The following is an 18,266-nucleotide window of genomic DNA, read 5'->3' as shown; positions in this document are numbered from 1 at the left end:
GATGCGGAGCGTTGTCTCCGGTTAACACTCGGGAGTTCGCATGACATCCGCGCCCAGCCGGACGCACCACCAGATCACGTTTGCCGTGCTCACCGTCGGCGTCGCAGCCTTCGCCCTGCTGCAGTCCCTCGTGATGCCGGTCCTCCCCACCGTCGAGGTGGAATTGGGTACCAATCAGACAAACGTGACCTGGGTGCTGACCGCCTACCTGTTGTCGGCATCGATATCCACGCCGATCATGGGACGACTCGGCGACATGTACGGCAAGAAGCGCGTGTTCGTCATCGCGCTGGGCGCACTGGCTGCGGGTTCCCTGCTGGCTGCGCTGGCGTCGACTCTGCCGGTGATGATCATCGCCCGCGTCGTTCAGGGAATCGGTGGCGGCGTGCTGCCGCTGGCGTTCGGAATCATCCGCGACGAGTTCCCCAAGGCCAAGGTGCCCGGCGCGATCGGCCTCATCGCCGCCCTGATCTCCGTCGGTGCCGGTGCCGGCATCGTGTTGGCAGGCCCGATCGTCGAACTCCTCGGTTATCACTGGCTCTTCTGGATCCCGCTGATCATCACCAGCCTTGCCGGCGTTGCCGCCCTGGTCCTGATCCCCGAGTCCCCGATCCGGACCCGCGGAAGGATCAACTGGCTGACAGCATTCCTGCTGTCCGCGTGGCTCGTCGCACTCCTGCTCGCCGTCAGTCAGGCCCCCAAGTGGGGCTGGGGCTCCCCGAAGGTGATCGGCCTGCTCGTGGCTGCCCTGGTCGTGGTCGTGGCATGGATCGTCGCAGAAGCGCGGTCGTCGAATCCTCTGATCGACATGACGATGATGCGTATCCGCGGTGTATGGGCCGCGAACCTCATCGCCCTGCTGATGGGCGTCGGGATGTACGCGGGTCTGGGCTTTCTGCCGCAGTTCCTGCAGGCGCCCTCATCGGCCGGGTACGGGTTCGGTGCCACGGTCACCGAATCGGGGTTGATGCTCCTACCCAACGCGATCGCGATGTTCGCGGTGGGACTCTTCTCGGGTCGTCTCGCGTCGCGGTTCGGGTCGAAGAACCTGTTGGTCGTCGGATCGCTGATCACAGCGGGGAGCTACTTCATGTTGGCGTTCCTGCATTCGTCCGAGATCGACATCTATCTCGCGAACGCCATCTCCGGGATCGGATTCGGCTTGGTTTTCTCCGCGATGTCGAACGTGGTGGTGGCCTCGGTACCCCAGGAACAGACCGGCGTCGCAAGCGGCATGAACGCCAACATCCGCACGATCGGCGGTTCACTGGGGGCGGCTTTCATGGCCAGCGTCGTGGCCGTCGGGGCGTCGTCGTCCGGTGTTCCCGTCGAGTCGGGCTACACGAACGGGTTCGCGATGCTTGGCGCGGCCGGTGTGCTGGCCTCGGTCGCCGCCTTGTTCATCCCGACAATGAGGCGGGACAAGAAGACTCACTTGGAAGACACCGCTGACCTGCCGCACCCCGAACTCGCCATGGTCGCCGGCGGCACACTGTCGGGCGCGAAGTCGGAATGAAGTCGGCCACCACCGAAAAGGTGCTCCGCCGTGATGCCGCCGAGAACCGGCAGCGACTGCTCGATGCCGCTGCCGCGGTGTTCAGCGAGCGCGGTCTGGAGGTCGGCGTGGACGAGATCGCCCGGCGCGCCGGGGTCGGGACGGGCACGCTCTATCGACGTTTCCCCACCAAAGAAGCACTCATCAGCGAACTGGTGCGGCAGGTGTTCAGCGATTTCGTGGCAGCGGCCCATGCCGCGCAGACCGCTCCCCGCGGTGAAGGACTCGAGCAGCTGATGTACGGAGTCGGCACCGTTCAGGCCACGAACAGGGGTTGCTTGTCCCGGGTGTGGAACGACGACGAGACCGCCGCCCACAAACGCGAGTTCCGGACGATTCTCGGCGAGCTGCTGGACAAGGCGAAGTCGCATGGCCGGATCAGAAGTGATGTGGGTCTGACCGACATCGACGTGGTCTTCTGGGCGATGCGCGGCGTCGTCGAAACCACGCGGGGGATCACCGAATCCGGTTGGCGCAGGGCATTGGCCATCATGATCGCCGGCCTGCGCCCAGGCGCCGAGCATCTCGACGCGACGCCGGTGACGGAGGACGAGTTCGATCAGGTGGTCGCCCGCTTCCAGCCACCAGCGAGAAACGATCCTGACTCACAATCCGGCGGCGTGAGCTAGCCTTTCAAGCGATTCGCGCGGCTGACCGAAAAGCTGGGCACTTCCGTGTGCGCGTTTGAAGAACAGCTGGGCGTCGTGCTCCCAGGTGATACCGATTCCGCCATGCAACTGGATGGTCTCGCCTGCGATGTGCGAGAACGCCTCCGAGCAGTAGATGCGTGCGCTGTCCGCCAGCTGCACTGCGTCGGGTGCCTTGTTGACGAGCGCATCGACTGCGGCGTACGAGATCGAATGTGCGGTCTCGGTCAGTGCGTACATATCGGCCATGCGGTGTTTGAGCGCTTGGAACGACCCGATGACGCGGCCGAACTGTTTGCGGGACTTGGTGTATTCGACGGTCAGGTCCAGTGCCGCGCGCGATGCGCCGACCTGCTCCGCGCTGAGCGCGACAAAGGCGATGGCGCGGAGGTTGTCCTCGATGCCGGATGGCGTCGGGATGGTGACGGCATCGACGTCGTCGAAGGTGATGGTCGTGAGGGATCGCGTGGGATCCATCGTCGGATTGGGGACCCGGGTCACGCCGTCGGCGTTCGCGTCCACCTGGTGCAGGGTGACGAGCCCACCCGACTTGGCCAAGACCAGCAGGACGTCGGCGGATTCACCGTCCAGTACGTAATGAGCGGTGCCGGAAAGGATTCCGCCGCCTGCGTGAACTCCGGTCTCGCGCCATCCCGCTGCATCTGCCCAGCACAACGCCGCGATCTTCTCGCCGGACGCGAGGGCTGGAAGCGTTGCGGTACAGGCCTCGTCGTCGCCGCTCAGCAGTAGGGCCGAGGTGGCCAGCACCGCAGAGCCGAGCATCGGCACCGGCGCGAGGTGCCTGCCGAGTTCTTCGAGGACGATGTGCGCTTCGGTCAGACTTGCGCCGACCCCGTCGAATTGTTCGGGAACGATCAGCGCCGCGACGCCGATCTGTTCGCACAGGGTGGACCAGAGGTCACGGTCGTAGCGTTCCGGAGCCATCGTCGCTGCCCGTACGGCGGCTGAATCAGCTTTTCGATTCAGCAGTGATGCAACGGAATCCCGGAGGGCGGCCTGTTCTTCGCTGTCGATGCCCGGTGAATACAGACTCATGCGGTGATCAACTCCAGTACGCGGGCGCGGTGCGCTGCGGGGGTGCCCCATGCGGTGAGCAGGGCGCGGGTTTTGGTGAGGTACAGCGAGAGGTCGTGTTCCTGCGTGTACCCGATCGCCCCGAGTACCTGCAGCCCCACCCGGGAGGCGAGGTAGGCGGCCTGCCCGGCAGCGACCTTTGCCGCGGAGACGTCACGTGAGGCCCACTGGGGCTCGGGTACCCGGCCGTCGAGGGCCAGCGCGGCGCCGTGGATCAGGGGGCGTGCCATCTCGACGGCGACGGCGACGTCGGCGAGGTGGTGTTTGACCGCTTGGAACGACCCGATCTCGCGGCCGAACTGCATGCGGGTCTTGGCGTATTCACCGCTCAGCGTCAGCATCGTCTGCGCGAGACCGATGAGCTGAGCAGCCGTAGCGAGTGCGCCGTGGTCGAAGGCGCGGGCCGGGTCGACGTCAGCGACCCGATCGCCGGCCTCCACGACTGACAACGTTCTGGACAGATCGACCGAGGGACGGGAGTCGGTGACGATCGCGGTGCTCAGGACCCGTTCTTGAACCAGATACGAGTGCGCGGCGAAATCGCTGTCCACCGCGTACGGAACGTGCGGCGGCAGTGCGAGGGTGACCACCTCGCCTTCGGCCATGGCACCCAGCTGTTCGGTGAGGTCGGCGTCGCGCAGCAGGATGGGCGCGGCAGCGATGGTCTCGGCGACCGGGCCTGGCACCGCGTGGCGGCCGAGTTGTTCGACGGCCACCACCATCTCGACCGCGCCGGCGCCGATCCCGCCGTCGTCCTCCGTGACGAGCAGGGCGTTGACGCCGGTCTCTGCCAGCTTGGCCCACACCTTGCGTCCGGGTTCGATGTCCCCGTCGTTCCAGGCCCTGATCACGGCGGGGAGATCGGACTTGGCCAGCATCGAGTCGATCGATGCCGCCAAGTCGTGGTGTTCTTCTTCGAGAAGAAATCTCATGTCAGCGGTCCCCTCGCGGCAGCCCGAGTAATCGTTCTGCGATCACATTGCGCTGGATTTCATTGGTACCGGCATAGATGGGTCCCGACAGCGAGAACAGATAGCCGTCCATCCAGGGTCCCGACGGGTGCGGCGTCGCGAGCTCGGCGTCGGTCCCGAGCAGGTCCAGTGCGGTCTCGTGGGTTGCGATGTCCCACTGCGACCAGAAGACCTTGTTGATCGACGATTCCATGCCGAGCTGGCCCCCTTCGGCGAGTCGGCTGACCGTTGCGTACGTGGACAGTTCGTAGGCGCGCGCCCCGATCCAGGCGTCCGCGACCTGCGCGCCTGCGCCTGCGCGGGTCGTCGGATCGGAATCGTTCCAGAGGGCGAGCAACCGGTCGGTGGTCGCCAGGAAACGGCCCGGCGAACGCAGCGACAGTCCGCGCTCGTTCGCCGCGGTGCTCATCGCGACCTTCCAGCCGTTGTCGACCGCACCGATGACACCGGAGTCACCGGGCGCCGCGGGATCGTCGGGGACGAAGACGTTCTCCAGGAACAGTTCTGCGAAACCGGGCTCACCGTCGAGCTGGTTGATGGGGCGGACGGTGACACCGTCGGCGCGCAGATCGAACATGAAGTAGGTGATGCCCCGGTGCCGAGTGGAGTCGGGGTCGGAACGGAAGAGTCCGAAGCCCCAGTCGGCAAAGCTGGACCGAGAACTCCAGGTCTTCTGGCCGTTGAGCAGCCATCCGCCGTCGGTCCGGGTCGCGGTTGACCGTAGGGATGCCAGGTCGCTACCGGCTTCGGGTTCGCTCCACGCCTGACCCCAGATGTCATCGGACCGGGCCATGCGCGGCATGATCCGGGCGAGCTGCTCCGGATGGGCGTGTTCGAAGAGGGTGGGAGCGAGCAGGAATATCCCGTTCTGGCTGACTCGGCCGGGCGCGCCGCTGCGGTAGTACTCCTCTTCGAAGATAAGCCAGTGCAGCAGAGGGACGTCGCGACCACCGAATTCCTCCGGCCAACTGACCACCGACATGCGGGCGTCGGCCATGGTGCGTTCCCATTGCCGGTGTTCCTCGAAGCCTTCGGGACTGTCCATCGAGCGCAACGCGGTGGTGGGCACATTGTCATCGAGCCAGCCGCGGATCTCCGCGCGGAACTCGTCGGCGGCCTCGTCGAACAACAGATCCATCTATGAGCCCTGCTTGTCTGCGCCGGCCTTCATGGATTTCGCGTCCATTCCGCCGAGTGGGTCGCCCTCGGGCGCTTCGGCATTCGCGCTGTGGGAGAAGTGGTGCCAGCCGAAGACCGAGTCCATGGCGTTCCGAAGACCCATCTGATCCTCGGAGATGTTGACGGCTTTCTTGGTCAGCGCCAGGCCCAGTTGCGGCATCTGCGCGATCCGGCCGGCGATCTCGTCGACTTTCGCCGCCAATTCGTCGCGCGGCACAACGTGATTCACCATGCCCCACTCGAGTGCCTTGTCGGCACCGAACCGCTCCCCGGTGTACAGGATCTCTTTGGCCCGTCGGGGACCGAGAACGAATGCGTGGGCGAAGTATTCGACGCCGGGTATGCCCATCTTCACCACGGGGTCGGAGAAGAAAGCGTCGTCGGAGGCGACGATGAAGTCGCAGATCCAGGCGAGCATCAGACCACCCGCGATGCATGCGCCGTGAACCTGGGCGATGACCGGCTTGGGCATTTCCCGCCACCGTCGGCACATGCCCATGTACACCTCGGTCTCGCGGGCCAGTCGCTGGTCACCGCCTGCCCGGTCGGTGTGGTCCCAGTAGAGCGACGCAGTGTTCGGATACTTGACGTGGAAATCGCGCTCGGGCGTCCCGATGTCGTGGCCTGCCGAGAAGTGCTTGCCGGCGGCGCGCAAGACGATCACCTTCACCGCGGAGTCGTCGACCGCACGCACGAACGCGGCGTCGAGCGAGTACGTCATCACCGAGTTCTGCGCATTGCGGAACTCGGGGCGGTTGAGGGTGATGTACGCGATGGCGTCGGCCGTTTCGTACGCCACGGGCGAGGTGTCGGGACCTAGCTCGGCGGCACTGAGGGGGCTCGGGATCGTCACACGGACCACCATACCTAGCAAGTGCTTGGTTGGTAAACCCAGCATATGGTCACGGCATGTTTTGCCCGCACCACACCCGGCGGTGTCAGCGCCCGAACGCTTCGGCGACCCGATCGGCCGCCGCGACCACCACCTTGCCCATCTGCTCGAGCTCGGTGGCGAGCATCTCGCGATTCGGACACGCGACGATGGATGCCACCACTACTCCGCTGGGGTCGATGATCGGCGCTCCGACGGTCACCACCGCGACGTGACCATGTGACTCTTCCGGGAGATAGTCGATCGTGGTGAGCTCGGTGAGCAAACCCGCGACCCTGGATCGCAAGGTGTCGGACACGGGTGAATCCTTCAGGGACGCAAGCGCGCCGATCATCTCCGCGTGGTCGGCGGTCAGCCTCTCCACCGCGTAGCCGCGATCGCAGATGACTTCGAGAACCTCGCGCAGACGATCGCGAGCGCCGTCCGGGGCGGAGCCGACCCAGTCTTCGATGTCTTCTTCGGGTGACCACGCGATGAACTCCCGGCACACCGGTGGGCGGAGGGGGATGTGCCGTCCGGGGCGGATCCAATCCATCGCCGGGATCCCGACCAGCTCGGTCACCGTGATCCGGGTGCCCTGACGTTCGGCGAGGAACACGGGCATGTCGAGGTCCGCTGCGAGCTCATGTACGAGGGGGGCGGCCAGTCGACGCAGGGGGTAGCCACGCTCGGCGTGCCGGGCCAGTGCCACGAAACCGGCACCGATCGTGAAGTGCCCGTCTTCGCGGGTGACCCAACCACTCCTGGTCAGCTGGGCCAGCACCGCGTGCGCGGTGGCTCGCGAGAAGCCGGTCCGACGCACGATCTCGGCCAGGGTGATGGCGGCGCCGGGGTCGTCGGCCAGCAGCTCGATCACCCGCACCACGCGCTGCGTGGGCGGCGAGGGTTGACCTTCCGACTCTGCGTCACTTACCGTGAGTGTCATATTTTCAAACCTTAGTGTCGAATATTCGACAGGTCAAGTTTCGGTTGACCGACGGAAGGATTGTTCACGGTGCTGAAAACGGGGTACGAACTCTCACACCTTGCCGCGCTCGAAGCGGAGTCGGTGTACATCTTCAGGGAGGTGGCGGCGACAGCTCGACGACCGGTACTGCTGTTCTCCGGCGGTAAGGACTCCGTCGTGATGTTCCACGTGGCGCGCAAGGCCTTCTGGCCCGCGCCCGTGCCCTTTCCGTTGATGCATGTGGACACCGGACACAATTTCGACGAGGTGATCGACTACCGCGACCGGGTGGTGGAGAAAACCGGTGTACGACTGATCGTTTCGAGTGTCCAAGACGACATCGACGCGGGTCGGGTGGTGGAGCAGACCGGGCCGGGAGCGAGCCGCAACCGCTTGCAGACCACCGCTCTGCTGCGCGGGATCCGCGAGAACAGCTTCGACGCGGTGTTCGGTGGCGCCCGCCGAGACGAAGAGAAGGCCAGGGCCAAGGAGCGGGTGTTCAGCTTCCGCGACGAGTTCGGTGCCTGGGATCCCCGTGCGCAACGGCCGGAGCTGTGGAACCTCTACAACGGCCGGCACCACAAGGGTGAGCACATCCGGGTGTTCCCACTGAGCAACTGGACCGAACTCGACATCTGGCAGTACATCGCCGCCGAGGAGATCGAACTACCCACCATCTACTACTCGCATCGGCGCGAAGTCGTTCCGCGGGACGGGATGCTGCTGGCGAAAACCCAATTCGTCGAACTGGCGGACGGCGAGACGGTGCACACCGAGCAGGTCAGGTTCCGGACCGTCGGCGACGCGACCTGCACCGGCTGCGTACTCAGCGACGCGGCCACCGTGCACGAGGTCATCGACGAGGTCGCCGCAACGCGCCTCACCGAACGCGGTGCCACCCGGGCAGACGACCGAATCTCCGAATCCGGCATGGAAGATCGCAAGAAAGAGGGTTACTTCTGATGACTGTTGAACAAGAGGTCCTCGCCGGCGACAAGCTCGGGCGCGATCGAAAAGCGCTGCTGCGACTGGCCACCGCCGGCAGCGTCGACGACGGCAAGTCGACCCTGATCGGCCGGTTGCTGTACGACTCCAAGAGCATATTCACCGATCAGATGGAATCGATCGAACGCACCAGCGCCGAACGCGGTGATGAATACGCCAACCTTGCGCTGCTCACCGACGGCTTGCGGGCGGAGCGGGAGCAGGGCATCACCATCGATGTGGCATATCGCTACTTCGCCACTCCCAGGCGGAAATTCATCATCGCCGACACACCCGGGCATGTGCAGTACACGCGTAACATGGTGACCGGTGCGTCCACCGCCGACGTGGCACTCATCCTGATCGATGCCCGCAAGGGCGTACTCGAGCAGACCCGGAGGCACGCCTTCCTGTCGTCGCTGCTCGGGATCGCGCATCTGGTGTTGTGTGTGAACAAGATGGACCTCGTCGATTGGTCGGAGGAGCGGTTCGCCGAAATCCGCGAGGAGTTCAGCGCTTTCGCCAGCAAGCTCAACGTCTCCGACCTCAGCTTCATCCCTGTCTCGGCGCTGCTCGGTGACAATGTGGTCGACCCGTCCACGAATATGCCCTGGTATCAGGGCACGTCGCTGCTCGGGCACCTCGAAGACGTGCACATCTCGTCCGACAAGAATTTCATCGACGCCCGCATGCCGGTGCAGTACGTGATCCGGCCGCAGGTCAGCGACGGGTCCGACCACCGCAGCTATGCGGGGACCATCGCGAGCGGAACCTTCAAGCCCGGCGACGAGGTCGTGGTCCTGCCGAGTGGTTTCACCACCACGGTCGCCGAGATCTGGGGTCCGGGCGGCGCCAAGGTCACCGAGGCGTTCACGTCCATGGCGGTGTCCATCTCGTTGACCGACGAGATCGACATCACCCGTGGCGAGATGCTGGCGCGGCCGAACAACCGGCCGTACGTCGGTCGCGACATCGACGCGATGGTCTGTTGGTTCTCCGAGGACACCGAGTTGACCCCTGGAAACCGCTACATCATCCAGAGCTCCACCCGCGAATCGAAGGCTGTCATCGGAGACCTCACCTACCGCCTGGACGTGAACTCCCTGCATCGGGAGGAGGGGCCACAGGAACTGCGGCTCAACGAGATCGGCCGGGTGACACTGCGTACCCAGCAACCGATGATGTTCGACTCCTATCGTCAACACCGTGACACCGGTAGCTTCATCCTCATGGACGAGGCCACCAACAAGACTGTTGGGGCCGGGATGATCAACGGGCCCGTGAGCAAGGATTCCCACGTGGTCTGGCACAGCTCATCCGTGACCAGGGAGCAGCGGGCTCATCAGGGTGCCACGATCTGGCTGACCGGGTTGTCGGGATCGGGCAAATCGTCGATCGCAGTGGAGTTGGAGCGGTCGATGGTCGCCGAGGGCAGGCCCGCCTACCTCATGGACGGTGACAACCTGCGTCATGGATTGAACTCCGATCTCGGCTTCGACGACGACGATCGGCGCGAGAACATCCGCCGGACTGCAGAGGTTGCTGCGCTGTTCGCCGATTCGGGGTCGGTGGCGATCGTGTCACTGATCAGTCCTTTTGCGGCAGAAAGGGAGCGGGCCAAAGAAATTCACGCCGAGCGGGGGATCCCGTTCTTCGAGATCTTCGTCGACACCCCACTGGAGGTGTGTGAAGAGCGTGATCCGAAGGGGTTGTACGCCAAGGCAAGGCGCGGTGAGGTCGCCCATTTCACGGGAATCAGTTCACCCTATGAACGGCCTGCCGGTGCTGATGTCGTCATCACGCCCGGTGACGGGGCGCCGGTGGATGTCGCCGAGTCGATTCGCCGTAATCTGGGCGTGTGACTGTGACATCTGACGATGCGGAGCTGGCCGGTGCCCTGGCCACTGCCGCGGGCGAACTCCTGCTGAAGCTTCGGGCCGACTCCTCTCTGACCGGTAAGGAGTTGGGCAACGCCGGTGATCTGCAGTCCAACGAGTTCCTGCTCGCGGAACTCGCGAGACTGCGCCCCGGAGATGCGGTGCTGTCCGAGGAGTCCGCCGACGACCTGGTTCGACTGGACGCCGACCGCGTCTGGATCATCGACCCCGTCGACGGGACCAAGGAGTACGGCATCTCGGATCACACCGACTGGGCCGTGCACGTCGCCTTGTGGGAACGCGAACGAGATGGGACGTCGGGCGGATTGACCGCAGGCGCGGTGGCGTTGCCGGCGTTGGCGGTCACCTACACAACCGACGGCGTTCCGATCGCGCCGGCGAACGGCCTGGCCTCTGTCCCGCGCGGCGACGCACCGAGGGTGGTGGTCAGCGGATCGCGTCCCCCGGCGTTCTCCGACGCAGTGGCCGCCGCCATCGGCGGCGAGGTCCTGGCGATGGGGTCGGCGGGAGCGAAGGCGATGGCGGTTGTCCGCGGCGAGGCGGACGCGTACGTCCACGCGGGCGGTCAGTACGAGTGGGATTCTGCCGCGCCCGTCGCCGTTGCGAAGTCGCAGGGCCTGTGGTGCAGCCGCACCGACGGGTTGGCGCTGGAATACAACCAGCGCGACGTCTACCTGCCTGACCTGGTCATCTGCAGGCCCGAACTCGCCGAAGCCATCTTGGAGATCACCCGCCGGGGTTGAGGTGTGGCTGTTTCGACTGCAGACCCGAGAGCACCGAGGTGAGAGCGGCCTGGATATCGGCGACCTCGATCCGCATCAGCGCATCGTCGTCGAGTGCAGTGAGGTCGACCGCGCCGCTGGTGAGGCGGTGCTCGCGCTCCTCTTCGGCGCTTTCGACGATGTTCCGGACGAAGCGCCCGTTGCCCGCAGAATCGATGGCGCGTCGTTGGTGTCCGCCGCGGTCGACGTGGACTTGGTGGTACAGCGGGCCACAGGCGAACTCGAGTTCGCTGAGCGCCTCGGGGGACAGCAGGGAATCGCGCTTGCGGGCGAGTAGTTCGGCGATACTCGCCAACTCCGGCGGGGTGTACGAATCGAATCGGATCCGCTTGGAGAAGCGCGATGACATGCCCTCGTTGGCTGCGAGCAGCCGGTCGATCTCCGCGTCGTAGCCGGCAATGATCACGACCAGCCGGTCGCGGTTGTCCTCCATGCGCGCCAGGAGGGTGTCGACGGCTTCGCGTCCGAAGGCGTCGCCGCCCGACAGCCCGCTCTGGATCAGGGTGTACGCCTCGTCGATGAACAACACCCCGTCCATCGCCCGGTCGATCACCGCGGACGTCTTGATGGCGGTGCTACCGAGATGTTCGCCCACCAGGTCCCGGCGCGAGACCTGCACGAGGTTGTCGGTCTTGATCAGGCCGAGACCGCAATAGATCTTCGCAACGATCCTGGCGATCGTCGTCTTACCGGTGCCCGGCGGACCGGTGAACGCCAGATGCAGACTGCGGGGACCTGTCGCCAAACCCTTTTCGGCGCGGATCTTCGCCAGCGTGGCAGCTGACTTCAGTTTAACGACTTGCGATTTGACCGATTCCAAGCCGATCTGCTCGTCGAGTTCGGCTTGCGCGGCCCCGAGCAGCACGCTGTCACCGGCTTCCTCTGTCGCGGCCACGCCCGTGACCGCAGTGGCGGCGTCCCACTTGTCGGTGCGTGATTCGATGGTGTCAGCTGTCGTGACCACCAGCCGAAAGCGTGGGTCGGCCAAGGCCTGCGTATTCGGCGCGAAAGACGGATCGCGGGAGTAGACAGCCTCGAACTGCTCGCGCGCCGCCTCCTCCGACCCCATCTCGCGCAGCGCCAGACCATGGGTGAACATCGCTGCTGTCGCTGCAGCCGGTATCGGGCCCGACCGCGCCGCCTCCAGCCTGCGGATGCCCTCGCCGAACAGCCCCATCTGTACGCAGGCCGAACCGGCCATCAGATCGGCACCGGCATTCATGAAATCGTCCGTCCAGCGCTCGGAGTCGCTGAGTGCGGTCAAGACGTCGGGCCATCGTTGGGTCTTGAAATGCAGGCTGGCCCTGAGGTAATCAACGATCGGTACCCGCCCGGAGATCGTTGCGGCGGCTTCGTCGAGTGCGTCTTCGGCGCCTTGGTGATCGGCGCCCGCGATCAGGGTCGCGGCATAGGCGGCGATGGCCTCGGTCCGGTCTGCGAGGGGGTAGTCGATGTACAGCCCGGTGGAGAACCGCCCCGAGAGCGTTCGCGGCGGCAGGCCCAGGCGTCGTTGCTCTGCCCCGAGGGTGGCCCGACTGCGGTAGAGCTGAAGAAGCACTGCCGGGGATGTGTCGCCGCAGACCAACCGGCCCAGCCATGCGTCGGCCAGCGCCGGATCCCATTCGGTGGCGCGGGTGAAGGCGAGGGTCGCCTTGTCGCGATCGGGAGGATACTGCTGACCGTCGACCGCGATGCCCGATGACAGGATCGCGAAGTCGAAGAGTTGACGTGCTTTACCTGTGCGTGAAGCCAGCGCTGATCGCCCGTCGTCCATGGATGCGCCCCCGCCGATCGTCCGCCCCGCCACGCCGCCCCCGACGCGCGAAGCAGATACTACCCCGGTCGAGCCGCAGGAGTGCCTGGCGACCGCGACGACGGCACCCGCGAGAACCGCCTAGACTGTTCTCGTGAGTGCAGACGTAGATACCGTTTCCGTCGCCGCCGATACCCCCGATCAGACGCAGCCCTTCCGGGAGCTGGGTCTGAAGGATGACGAGTATCAGCGGATCAAAGAGATCCTGGGCCGCCGCCCGACCGCAGCCGAGTTGGCGATGTACTCGGTGATGTGGTCCGAGCACTGCTCGTACAAATCGTCGAAGGTGCATCTGCGCTACTTCGGCGAGACCACCACCGACGAGATGCGGTCGTCGATGCTCGCCGGTATCGGTGAGAACGCGGGTGTCGTCGACATCGGCGACGGCTGGGCGGTCACCTTCAAGGTGGAGTCGCACAATCATCCGTCCTACGTCGAGCCCTACCAGGGTGCGGCCACCGGTGTCGGCGGCATCGTCCGCGACATCATGGCCATGGGCGCCCGTCCGATCGCGGTTATGGATCAGCTGCGCTTCGGTGCCGCTGACGCGCCGGACACCCGCCGAGTGGTCGACGGTGTGGTTCGCGGAGTCGGCGGATACGGCAACTCGCTGGGCCTGCCGAACATCGGCGGCGAAACCGTGTTCGACGAGTCGTACGCAGGTAACCCCTTGGTCAACGCCCTGTGTGCCGGCGTGATGCGGGTCGAGGATCTGCATCTGGCGTTCGCGTCCGGCGCCGGCAACCGGATCATCCTGTTCGGCGCCCGCACCGGGCTCGACGGCATCGGTGGGGTGTCGGTGCTCGCGTCGGAGACCTTCGACGACAGTGCCGGCGGCCGTCCGAAGAAGCTGCCTGCGGTGCAGGTTGGCGATCCGTTCACCGAGAAGGTCCTCATCGAGTGCTGCCTCGACCTCTACAAGGCCGGCATCGTCATCGGGATCCAGGATCTCGGTGGCGCCGGATTGTCCTGTGCCACCTCGGAACTCGCGGCTGCCGGCGACGGCGGCATGCGCATCGAGCTGGAGAAGGTCCCGATGCGCGCCACCGGGATGACCCCGGCAGAGGTGCTCTCGAGCGAGTCGCAGGAACGCATGTGTGCGGTGGTGGCACCCGAGAACGTCGAGGCGTTCATGGAGGTCTGCCGTAAGTGGGACGTGCTGGCCACCGACATCGGTGAGGTCACGTCCGGCGAGCATCTTGAGATCACCTGGCATGGCGAGACCGTCGTCGACGTTCCGCCGCGGACCGTGGCGCACGAAGGTCCGGTCTACGAGCGCCCCGTCGCACGTCCCGACTGGCATGACGGTCTGATCGCCTCCACCACGAAGGATCTCAAGCGGCCGGTCTCCGGTGACGAGCTGCGGGAGACGCTGTTCGAGATGATCTCGTCGCCCGCCCTGTGCAGTCGCCGTTTCATCACCGAGCAGTACGACCGTTACGTCCGTGGCAACACCGTGCTCGCCGAGCACGCCGACTCCGGGATGATCCGGATCGATGAGGCCTCCGGTCGCGGCATCGCCTTGGCCACCGACGCATCGGGTCGGTACACCTATCTCGACCCGTACCGCGGTGCCCAGCTGGCACTGGCCGAGGCGTACCGCAACGTGATCGTCAGCGGTGCGAGCCCGAAGGCCGTCACCAACTGCTTGAACTTCGGGTCGCCCGAGGATCCGGCCGTGATGTGGCAGTTCCAGCAGGCTGTTCGCGGATTGGCCGACGGCTGCGCGCAATTGGGCATCCCGGTCACCGGCGGCAATGTGAGCTTCTACAACCAGACCGGCGCGACGGCGATCCTGCCGACACCGGTGGTCGGTGTCCTGGGCGTCATCGACGATGTCCGGCGCCGCATCCCGACCGGTTTCGGCACGGAGATCGGCGAGACACTGATCCTCCTCGGTGACACCCACGATGAGTTCGACGGGTCGATCTGGTCGCAGGTCGCCCACGATCACCTCGGTGGCACACCGCCTGCGGTCGACCTCGAGCGTGAACGTCTGCTCGGCGAGATCCTCACCGCGGCCTCGCGTGACGGACTGGTCTCGGCCGCGCACGATCTCTCCGAAGGTGGGCTGGCGCAGACCGTCGTCGAGGCCGCGCTTGCCGGGGAGACCGGCTGCCGGATCGTCTTGCCCGAGGGCGCAGATCCGTTCGTCTGGCTGTTCTCCGAGTCGTCCGGCCGTGTGCTGGTCGCGGTTCCGCGGTCGGAAGAGGTGCGGTTCACCGGCATGCTCGACGCCCGGCAGATGCCGTGGACCAGGATCGGTGTCGTCGATCAGGGCAGCGACTCTGTCGAGGTCCAGGATGCCTTCACGGTGCCCCTGGCAGAGCTGCGTGAAGCCTTCGAAGGAACTCTTCCCAAACTCTTCGGCTAGTCCGATCTTGGTGGGTTCTGGCGACCGCGACCTGCGGTTTTAGTCGCCAGAACCCACCAAAATCGGGTTGTGGGGGACGTGCGGGTTGATAGTTCGAGGTCCTAAGTATTACCATTGCTAACTATGTCCGAGATCGACCTGACCGAGCTCGCCGACGCGATCCGCCCGACACTGGCGAGGGTGTATCTGACCATCCGCAGACGGTCGCCGTTCGGTGAGTACACCGCCGCCCAGGGGTCCACGTTGGCCACATTGGCCGACCACGGTCCGATGCGGATGGGGGAGTTGGCCCGCCGCGAAGCAGTGCGGATGCCGACCGTCACCGCGGCGGTCGATGTACTCGTCGGTCACGGACTACTGCGACGCGACCCCGATCCTGACGATCGCCGCGCCGTGCAGGTGAGTATCACCGAGGCCGGACGTCACGAACTCGAGCAGCTCCAAGCAGCGCGCAACGAGGTGCTGGCGCGAGCGATGTCGGGTTTGGGTGACGAGCACCTCCGGGCGCTGAAGGCGGCGCTGCCGGCTCTACGCGCACTTCGTACACAACTCGAGGACGTCGACGAGACAAGCGCCCTCACACTATCTCCCGAGGAGTGAAAATGACGGCAACGCAAGCTGATTCGCGGCCTTCCGCCGAGCATCCGGGATTCTTGGATGCCGTTCGGGGTCAGCCCGTCGCGGTGTGGGCCACGGCATTTGCCGCGGTCATCGCGTTCATGGGCATCGGCCTCGTCGATCCGATCTTGCCGGAGATCGCCAAGCAACTCGATGCCGGCGCCGACAAGGTGACGCTGCTGTTCGCGGTCTACATGGGTGTTCAGGTGCTTGCGATGCTGATCACGGGCTTCTGCTCGTACCGATTCGGGCCGAAGCGAACGCTGATCGCCGGACTGGTGTTCATCGTGGTCGCGGCCGGGGTTTCGGCTACCGCCAACGGAATCGGCGAGCTGATCGCATTGCGCGTGGCCTGGGGGCTGGGCAATGCGCTGTTCATGGCCACCGCACTGGCCTTCATCATCGGCTCGGCCCGCGGCGGCCAACATGGCGCGATCCTGCTGTACGAGGCGGCGCTGGGGCTGGGACTGGCTGTCGGACCACTGATCGGTGCCATCCTCGGTGAATGGACCTGGCGCGCACCTTTCGGTGGAACCGCAATCCTGATGGCCATCGGAGCGATCCTGTGTGCGACAAAACTGACCAAAGACGGGCCGTCGTCGGAACGACCCAAGGTAGGAATCACCGACCCGCTGCGCGCACTGAAAAACCGCAAGTTGCTGGTCACCGGGATCGGCTCGGCGTTCTACACCGCCGGCTTCTTCACGGTGATCGCCTGGGCGCCCATCGTCTTGGATATGCGACCCATCTATCTCGGCCTCGTCTTCGTCGGCTGGGGACTGTGTGTCGCACTCAGTGGTGTCACGTTGGCGCCCAAGGTCGTCGAGGCGCTCGGTGAAAAGCTGGGGGTCATCGCGGCGGTCGGCGTCTTCGCGGTCGTGATGATCGCTGCCGCCATCGGTACCGCCGGCGACAACAAAACACTCGTGATGGCCGCGATCATTTTCTCCGGCATCCCATCTGGTGTCTTGAACACGGCACTCACCGGCATGGCGATGGCAGCAGGCAGCGGGCCGCGGTCGGTCTCTAGCGCGGGCTACAACTTCCTGCGCTGGATGGGGGCAGCAGTCTCGGCTCTGCTCGTCGCGCACCTCGCCGAGTGGTTCGGTTCGAATGCCGCACCATATTGGTTTGCTGCCGGGTATTGTGCCGTCGCGGTGCTGGCCATCTCGATGGTCGGTGGTGCCCCGAAGCCGGCGCCGACTGCCGAGACCGAACGTCGCCTCGGAGAAGCAGCACTGGTGGGAGCCGAGGAGCTATAACCCGGGGTACCCCGGAAATGGGTCGTTCTGGCGAACGAAAGCCCAGGTGGGCTCCGCCAAAACGACCCATTTTCGGAGGTCGGGGAACTAGAGTGAAACGTGTTCTAGTTTCTAGCCTGGAGGTCTGAAGTGGCGTTGCGCGTAGTTGTCTGGTCCACCGGAACCATCGGAAAGCTGTCGATCGCGGGTGTGCTCGCCCGACCGGAGCTGGAGTTGGTCGGCGTGTGGGTGTCGAACCCCGACAAGGTCGGCAAAGACGTCGGCGAACTGGCCGGTCTCGGTCGCGAACTGGGCTTGAAGGCCAGCGGCAGCAAGGAAGAGCTGCTTGCTCTCCGGCCGGACTGCATCGTCCACGGCGCGATGACAGACGATCGGATCATGGAGGCCATCGAAGATCTGATCAGCTTCCTCGAGGCAGGGGTCAACGTGGTCGCGTCCGGCCCGGTGGCGCTGGTATATCCCGACGGCGTGTTCCCGGACGAGCTGAACGAACGCATCCGCAGCGCGGCACGAGCAGGCAATGCCAGTCTGCATGTCAACGGCATCGACCCTGGATTCGCGAACGACGTGCTGCCGCTGGCAATGACATCGCTGTCCAAGCGAATCGACGAACTGCGCGTCGCAGAGATCGCCGACTACTCGACCTACTACCAGCCGATGACGATGACCGAACTGTTCGGCTTCGGTAAGCCGATGGAGACAGAATCGATGCTGTGGATGCCGGGCGTCCTGTCGTTGGCCTGGGGTCCGGTCGTGCGACAGCTCGCAGCCGGTCTCGACCTCACCCTGGATGAGCCGCTCGTGGAGAAGATCGACCGTCGTCCGGCGGAGGAGGACTACGACATCGCGTCGTGCCACATCGCGAAGGGAACCATGGCTGCCGTTCGATTCGAGGTCATCGGCACCGTGAACGGCACTCCGCGAATCGTCCTCGAGCACGTCACCCGGACCAAGGCCGACGCCCAGCCCGAATGGCCGATCCCCAGTCACGGCGACGGCTGCTATCGCATCGAGATCACCGGCGACCCCGTGATGACCGTCGACTTCGTCCACCATGGCGAGAACGGTGACCACAACGACTCTGGGATGCTGGTCACGGCAATGCGTCTGGTGAACGCGGTGCAGGCCGTCGTCGAGGCCCAGCCGGGACTGCTGACGGTGCTCGATCTGCCGCAGATCACCGGGCGCGGGTTGGTGACGAAGGACTGACCGCGTCGGTCGAATTCGCCCCGCCCACCGGCAATCGTCGG

Annotated in this window: 15 protein-coding genes; 9 read left to right on the top strand and 6 right to left on the bottom strand. The window is 65.3% G+C overall.

Annotated elements, in window-relative coordinates; all coding sequences use genetic code 11:
• The first annotated feature begins 40 nt into the window (after positions 1-40).
• Complete coding sequence (locus DFR67_RS18770) at positions 41-1,516, top strand: MFS transporter (RefSeq protein WP_110471025.1); 1,476 nt, start codon at positions 41-43, stop codon at positions 1,514-1,516.
• Positions 1,513-2,184: a TetR/AcrR family transcriptional regulator gene (locus tag DFR67_RS18765; protein ID WP_110471024.1), complete on the top strand. Its 672-nt coding sequence runs from the start codon at positions 1,513-1,515 to the stop codon at positions 2,182-2,184. The genes DFR67_RS18770 and DFR67_RS18765 overlap by 4 nt, the downstream gene beginning before the upstream one ends.
• Here DFR67_RS18765 and DFR67_RS18760 read toward each other — a convergent pair.
• From DFR67_RS18760 to DFR67_RS18740, 5 genes are all read right to left on the bottom strand, one after another.
• Positions 2,161-3,258 carry an acyl-CoA dehydrogenase family protein gene (locus DFR67_RS18760; protein ID WP_110471023.1) on the bottom strand — a complete coding sequence of 366 codons (1,098 nt, stop codon included), beginning with the start codon at positions 3,256-3,258 and terminating at the stop codon, positions 2,161-2,163. The two genes, DFR67_RS18765 and DFR67_RS18760, sit on opposite strands and share 24 nt — an antisense overlap.
• Positions 3,255-4,229, bottom strand: coding sequence for an acyl-CoA dehydrogenase family protein (locus tag DFR67_RS18755; protein ID WP_110471022.1), 975 nt, complete (start codon positions 4,227-4,229; stop codon positions 3,255-3,257). Before DFR67_RS18755 ends, DFR67_RS18760 begins: the two co-directional genes overlap by 4 nt.
• A 1-nt stretch (position 4,230) precedes the next feature.
• Positions 4,231-5,406: an acyl-CoA dehydrogenase family protein gene (locus tag DFR67_RS18750; protein ID WP_110471021.1), complete on the bottom strand. Its 1,176-nt coding sequence runs from the start codon at positions 5,404-5,406 to the stop codon at positions 4,231-4,233.
• The gene (locus DFR67_RS18745; RefSeq protein ID WP_110471020.1) at positions 5,407-6,312 is read right to left on the bottom strand and encodes an enoyl-CoA hydratase; all 906 of its coding nucleotides are present in this window, start codon (positions 6,310-6,312) and stop codon (positions 5,407-5,409) included. It lies immediately after the preceding gene.
• Between the two features lie 73 nt (positions 6,313-6,385).
• Positions 6,386-7,264, bottom strand: coding sequence for an IclR family transcriptional regulator (locus DFR67_RS18740; protein ID WP_110471019.1), 879 nt, complete (start codon positions 7,262-7,264; stop codon positions 6,386-6,388).
• Between the two features lie 69 nt (positions 7,265-7,333).
• Here DFR67_RS18740 and cysD point away from each other — a divergent pair, with 69 nt between their 5' ends.
• Genes cysD through DFR67_RS18725 form a run of 3 tightly spaced genes read left to right on the top strand, consistent with a single transcriptional unit; the run spans position 7,334 to position 10,910 of the window.
• Entirely contained in the window at positions 7,334-8,248 is a 915-nt protein-coding gene (gene cysD, locus DFR67_RS18735) for a sulfate adenylyltransferase subunit CysD (protein ID WP_110471176.1), read from the top strand.
• A complete protein-coding gene (gene cysC, locus DFR67_RS18730; protein ID WP_110471018.1) occupies positions 8,248-10,131 on the top strand; it encodes an adenylyl-sulfate kinase in 1,884 nt (627 codons plus the stop codon). The genes cysD and cysC overlap by 1 nt, the downstream gene beginning before the upstream one ends.
• Positions 10,128-10,910, top strand: a complete 783-nt coding sequence (locus tag DFR67_RS18725; protein ID WP_110471017.1) for a 3'(2'),5'-bisphosphate nucleotidase CysQ — start codon at positions 10,128-10,130, stop codon at positions 10,908-10,910. Before cysC ends, DFR67_RS18725 begins: the two co-directional genes overlap by 4 nt.
• On the opposite strand, the gene eccA is transcribed toward DFR67_RS18725, so the two are convergent.
• Positions 10,894-12,723: a type VII secretion AAA-ATPase EccA gene (eccA, locus tag DFR67_RS18720; protein ID WP_110471016.1), complete on the bottom strand. Its 1,830-nt coding sequence runs from the start codon at positions 12,721-12,723 to the stop codon at positions 10,894-10,896. The two genes, DFR67_RS18725 and eccA, sit on opposite strands and share 17 nt — an antisense overlap.
• A 133-nt stretch (positions 12,724-12,856) precedes the next feature.
• On the opposite strand from eccA, the gene purL reads away from it, so the two are divergent.
• The 4 genes from purL (at position 12,857) to DFR67_RS18700 (ending at position 18,225) form a co-directional block, all read left to right on the top strand.
• Positions 12,857-15,136, top strand: coding sequence for a phosphoribosylformylglycinamidine synthase subunit PurL (purL, locus tag DFR67_RS18715; RefSeq protein WP_110471015.1), 2,280 nt, complete (start codon positions 12,857-12,859; stop codon positions 15,134-15,136).
• A gap of 123 nt (positions 15,137-15,259) precedes the next feature.
• A complete protein-coding gene (locus tag DFR67_RS18710) occupies positions 15,260-15,736 on the top strand; it encodes a MarR family winged helix-turn-helix transcriptional regulator (protein ID WP_110471014.1) in 477 nt (158 codons plus the stop codon).
• 2 nt (positions 15,737-15,738) lie between these two features.
• Positions 15,739-17,016, top strand: a complete 1,278-nt coding sequence (locus DFR67_RS18705) for an MFS transporter (RefSeq protein WP_110471175.1) — start codon at positions 15,739-15,741, stop codon at positions 17,014-17,016.
• Positions 17,017-17,145: 129 nt separating this feature from the next.
• The gene (locus DFR67_RS18700; RefSeq protein WP_110471013.1) at positions 17,146-18,225 is read left to right on the top strand and encodes an NAD(P)H-dependent amine dehydrogenase family protein; all 1,080 of its coding nucleotides are present in this window, start codon (positions 17,146-17,148) and stop codon (positions 18,223-18,225) included.
• Positions 18,226-18,266: the final 41 nt, after the last annotated feature.

The organism is Williamsia limnetica, assembly GCF_003217475.1.
Taxonomy (GTDB): domain Bacteria; phylum Actinomycetota; class Actinomycetes; order Mycobacteriales; family Mycobacteriaceae; genus Williamsia; species Williamsia limnetica.
Note: the sequence above shows the minus strand (reverse complement) of the source record. Positions and strands in the feature narration are given on the sequence as shown.

What these genes read in the sequence shown, in the direction of transcription:
- DFR67_RS18770 (WP_110471025.1), top strand. Translation starts at nt 41, where the DNA reads ATGACATCCGCGCCCAGCCGGACGCACCACCAGATCACGTTTGCCGTG.
- DFR67_RS18765 (WP_110471024.1), top strand. Translation starts at nt 1,513, where the DNA reads ATGAAGTCGGCCACCACCGAAAAGGTGCTCCGCCGTGATGCCGCCGAG.
- DFR67_RS18760 (WP_110471023.1), bottom strand. Translation starts at nt 3,258, where the DNA reads ATGAGTCTGTATTCACCGGGCATCGACAGCGAAGAACAGGCCGCCCTC.
- DFR67_RS18755 (WP_110471022.1), bottom strand. Translation starts at nt 4,229, where the DNA reads ATGAGATTTCTTCTCGAAGAAGAACACCACGACTTGGCGGCATCGATC.
- DFR67_RS18750 (WP_110471021.1), bottom strand. Translation starts at nt 5,406, where the DNA reads ATGGATCTGTTGTTCGACGAGGCCGCCGACGAGTTCCGCGCGGAGATC.
- DFR67_RS18745 (WP_110471020.1), bottom strand. Translation starts at nt 6,312, where the DNA reads ATGGTGGTCCGTGTGACGATCCCGAGCCCCCTCAGTGCCGCCGAGCTA.
- DFR67_RS18740 (WP_110471019.1), bottom strand. Translation starts at nt 7,264, where the DNA reads ATGACACTCACGGTAAGTGACGCAGAGTCGGAAGGTCAACCCTCGCCG.
- cysC (WP_110471018.1), top strand. Translation starts at nt 8,248, where the DNA reads ATGACTGTTGAACAAGAGGTCCTCGCCGGCGACAAGCTCGGGCGCGAT.
- eccA (WP_110471016.1), bottom strand. Translation starts at nt 12,723, where the DNA reads ATGGACGACGGGCGATCAGCGCTGGCTTCACGCACAGGTAAAGCACGT.
- DFR67_RS18710 (WP_110471014.1), top strand. Translation starts at nt 15,260, where the DNA reads ATGTCCGAGATCGACCTGACCGAGCTCGCCGACGCGATCCGCCCGACA.
- DFR67_RS18705 (WP_110471175.1), top strand. Translation starts at nt 15,739, where the DNA reads ATGACGGCAACGCAAGCTGATTCGCGGCCTTCCGCCGAGCATCCGGGA.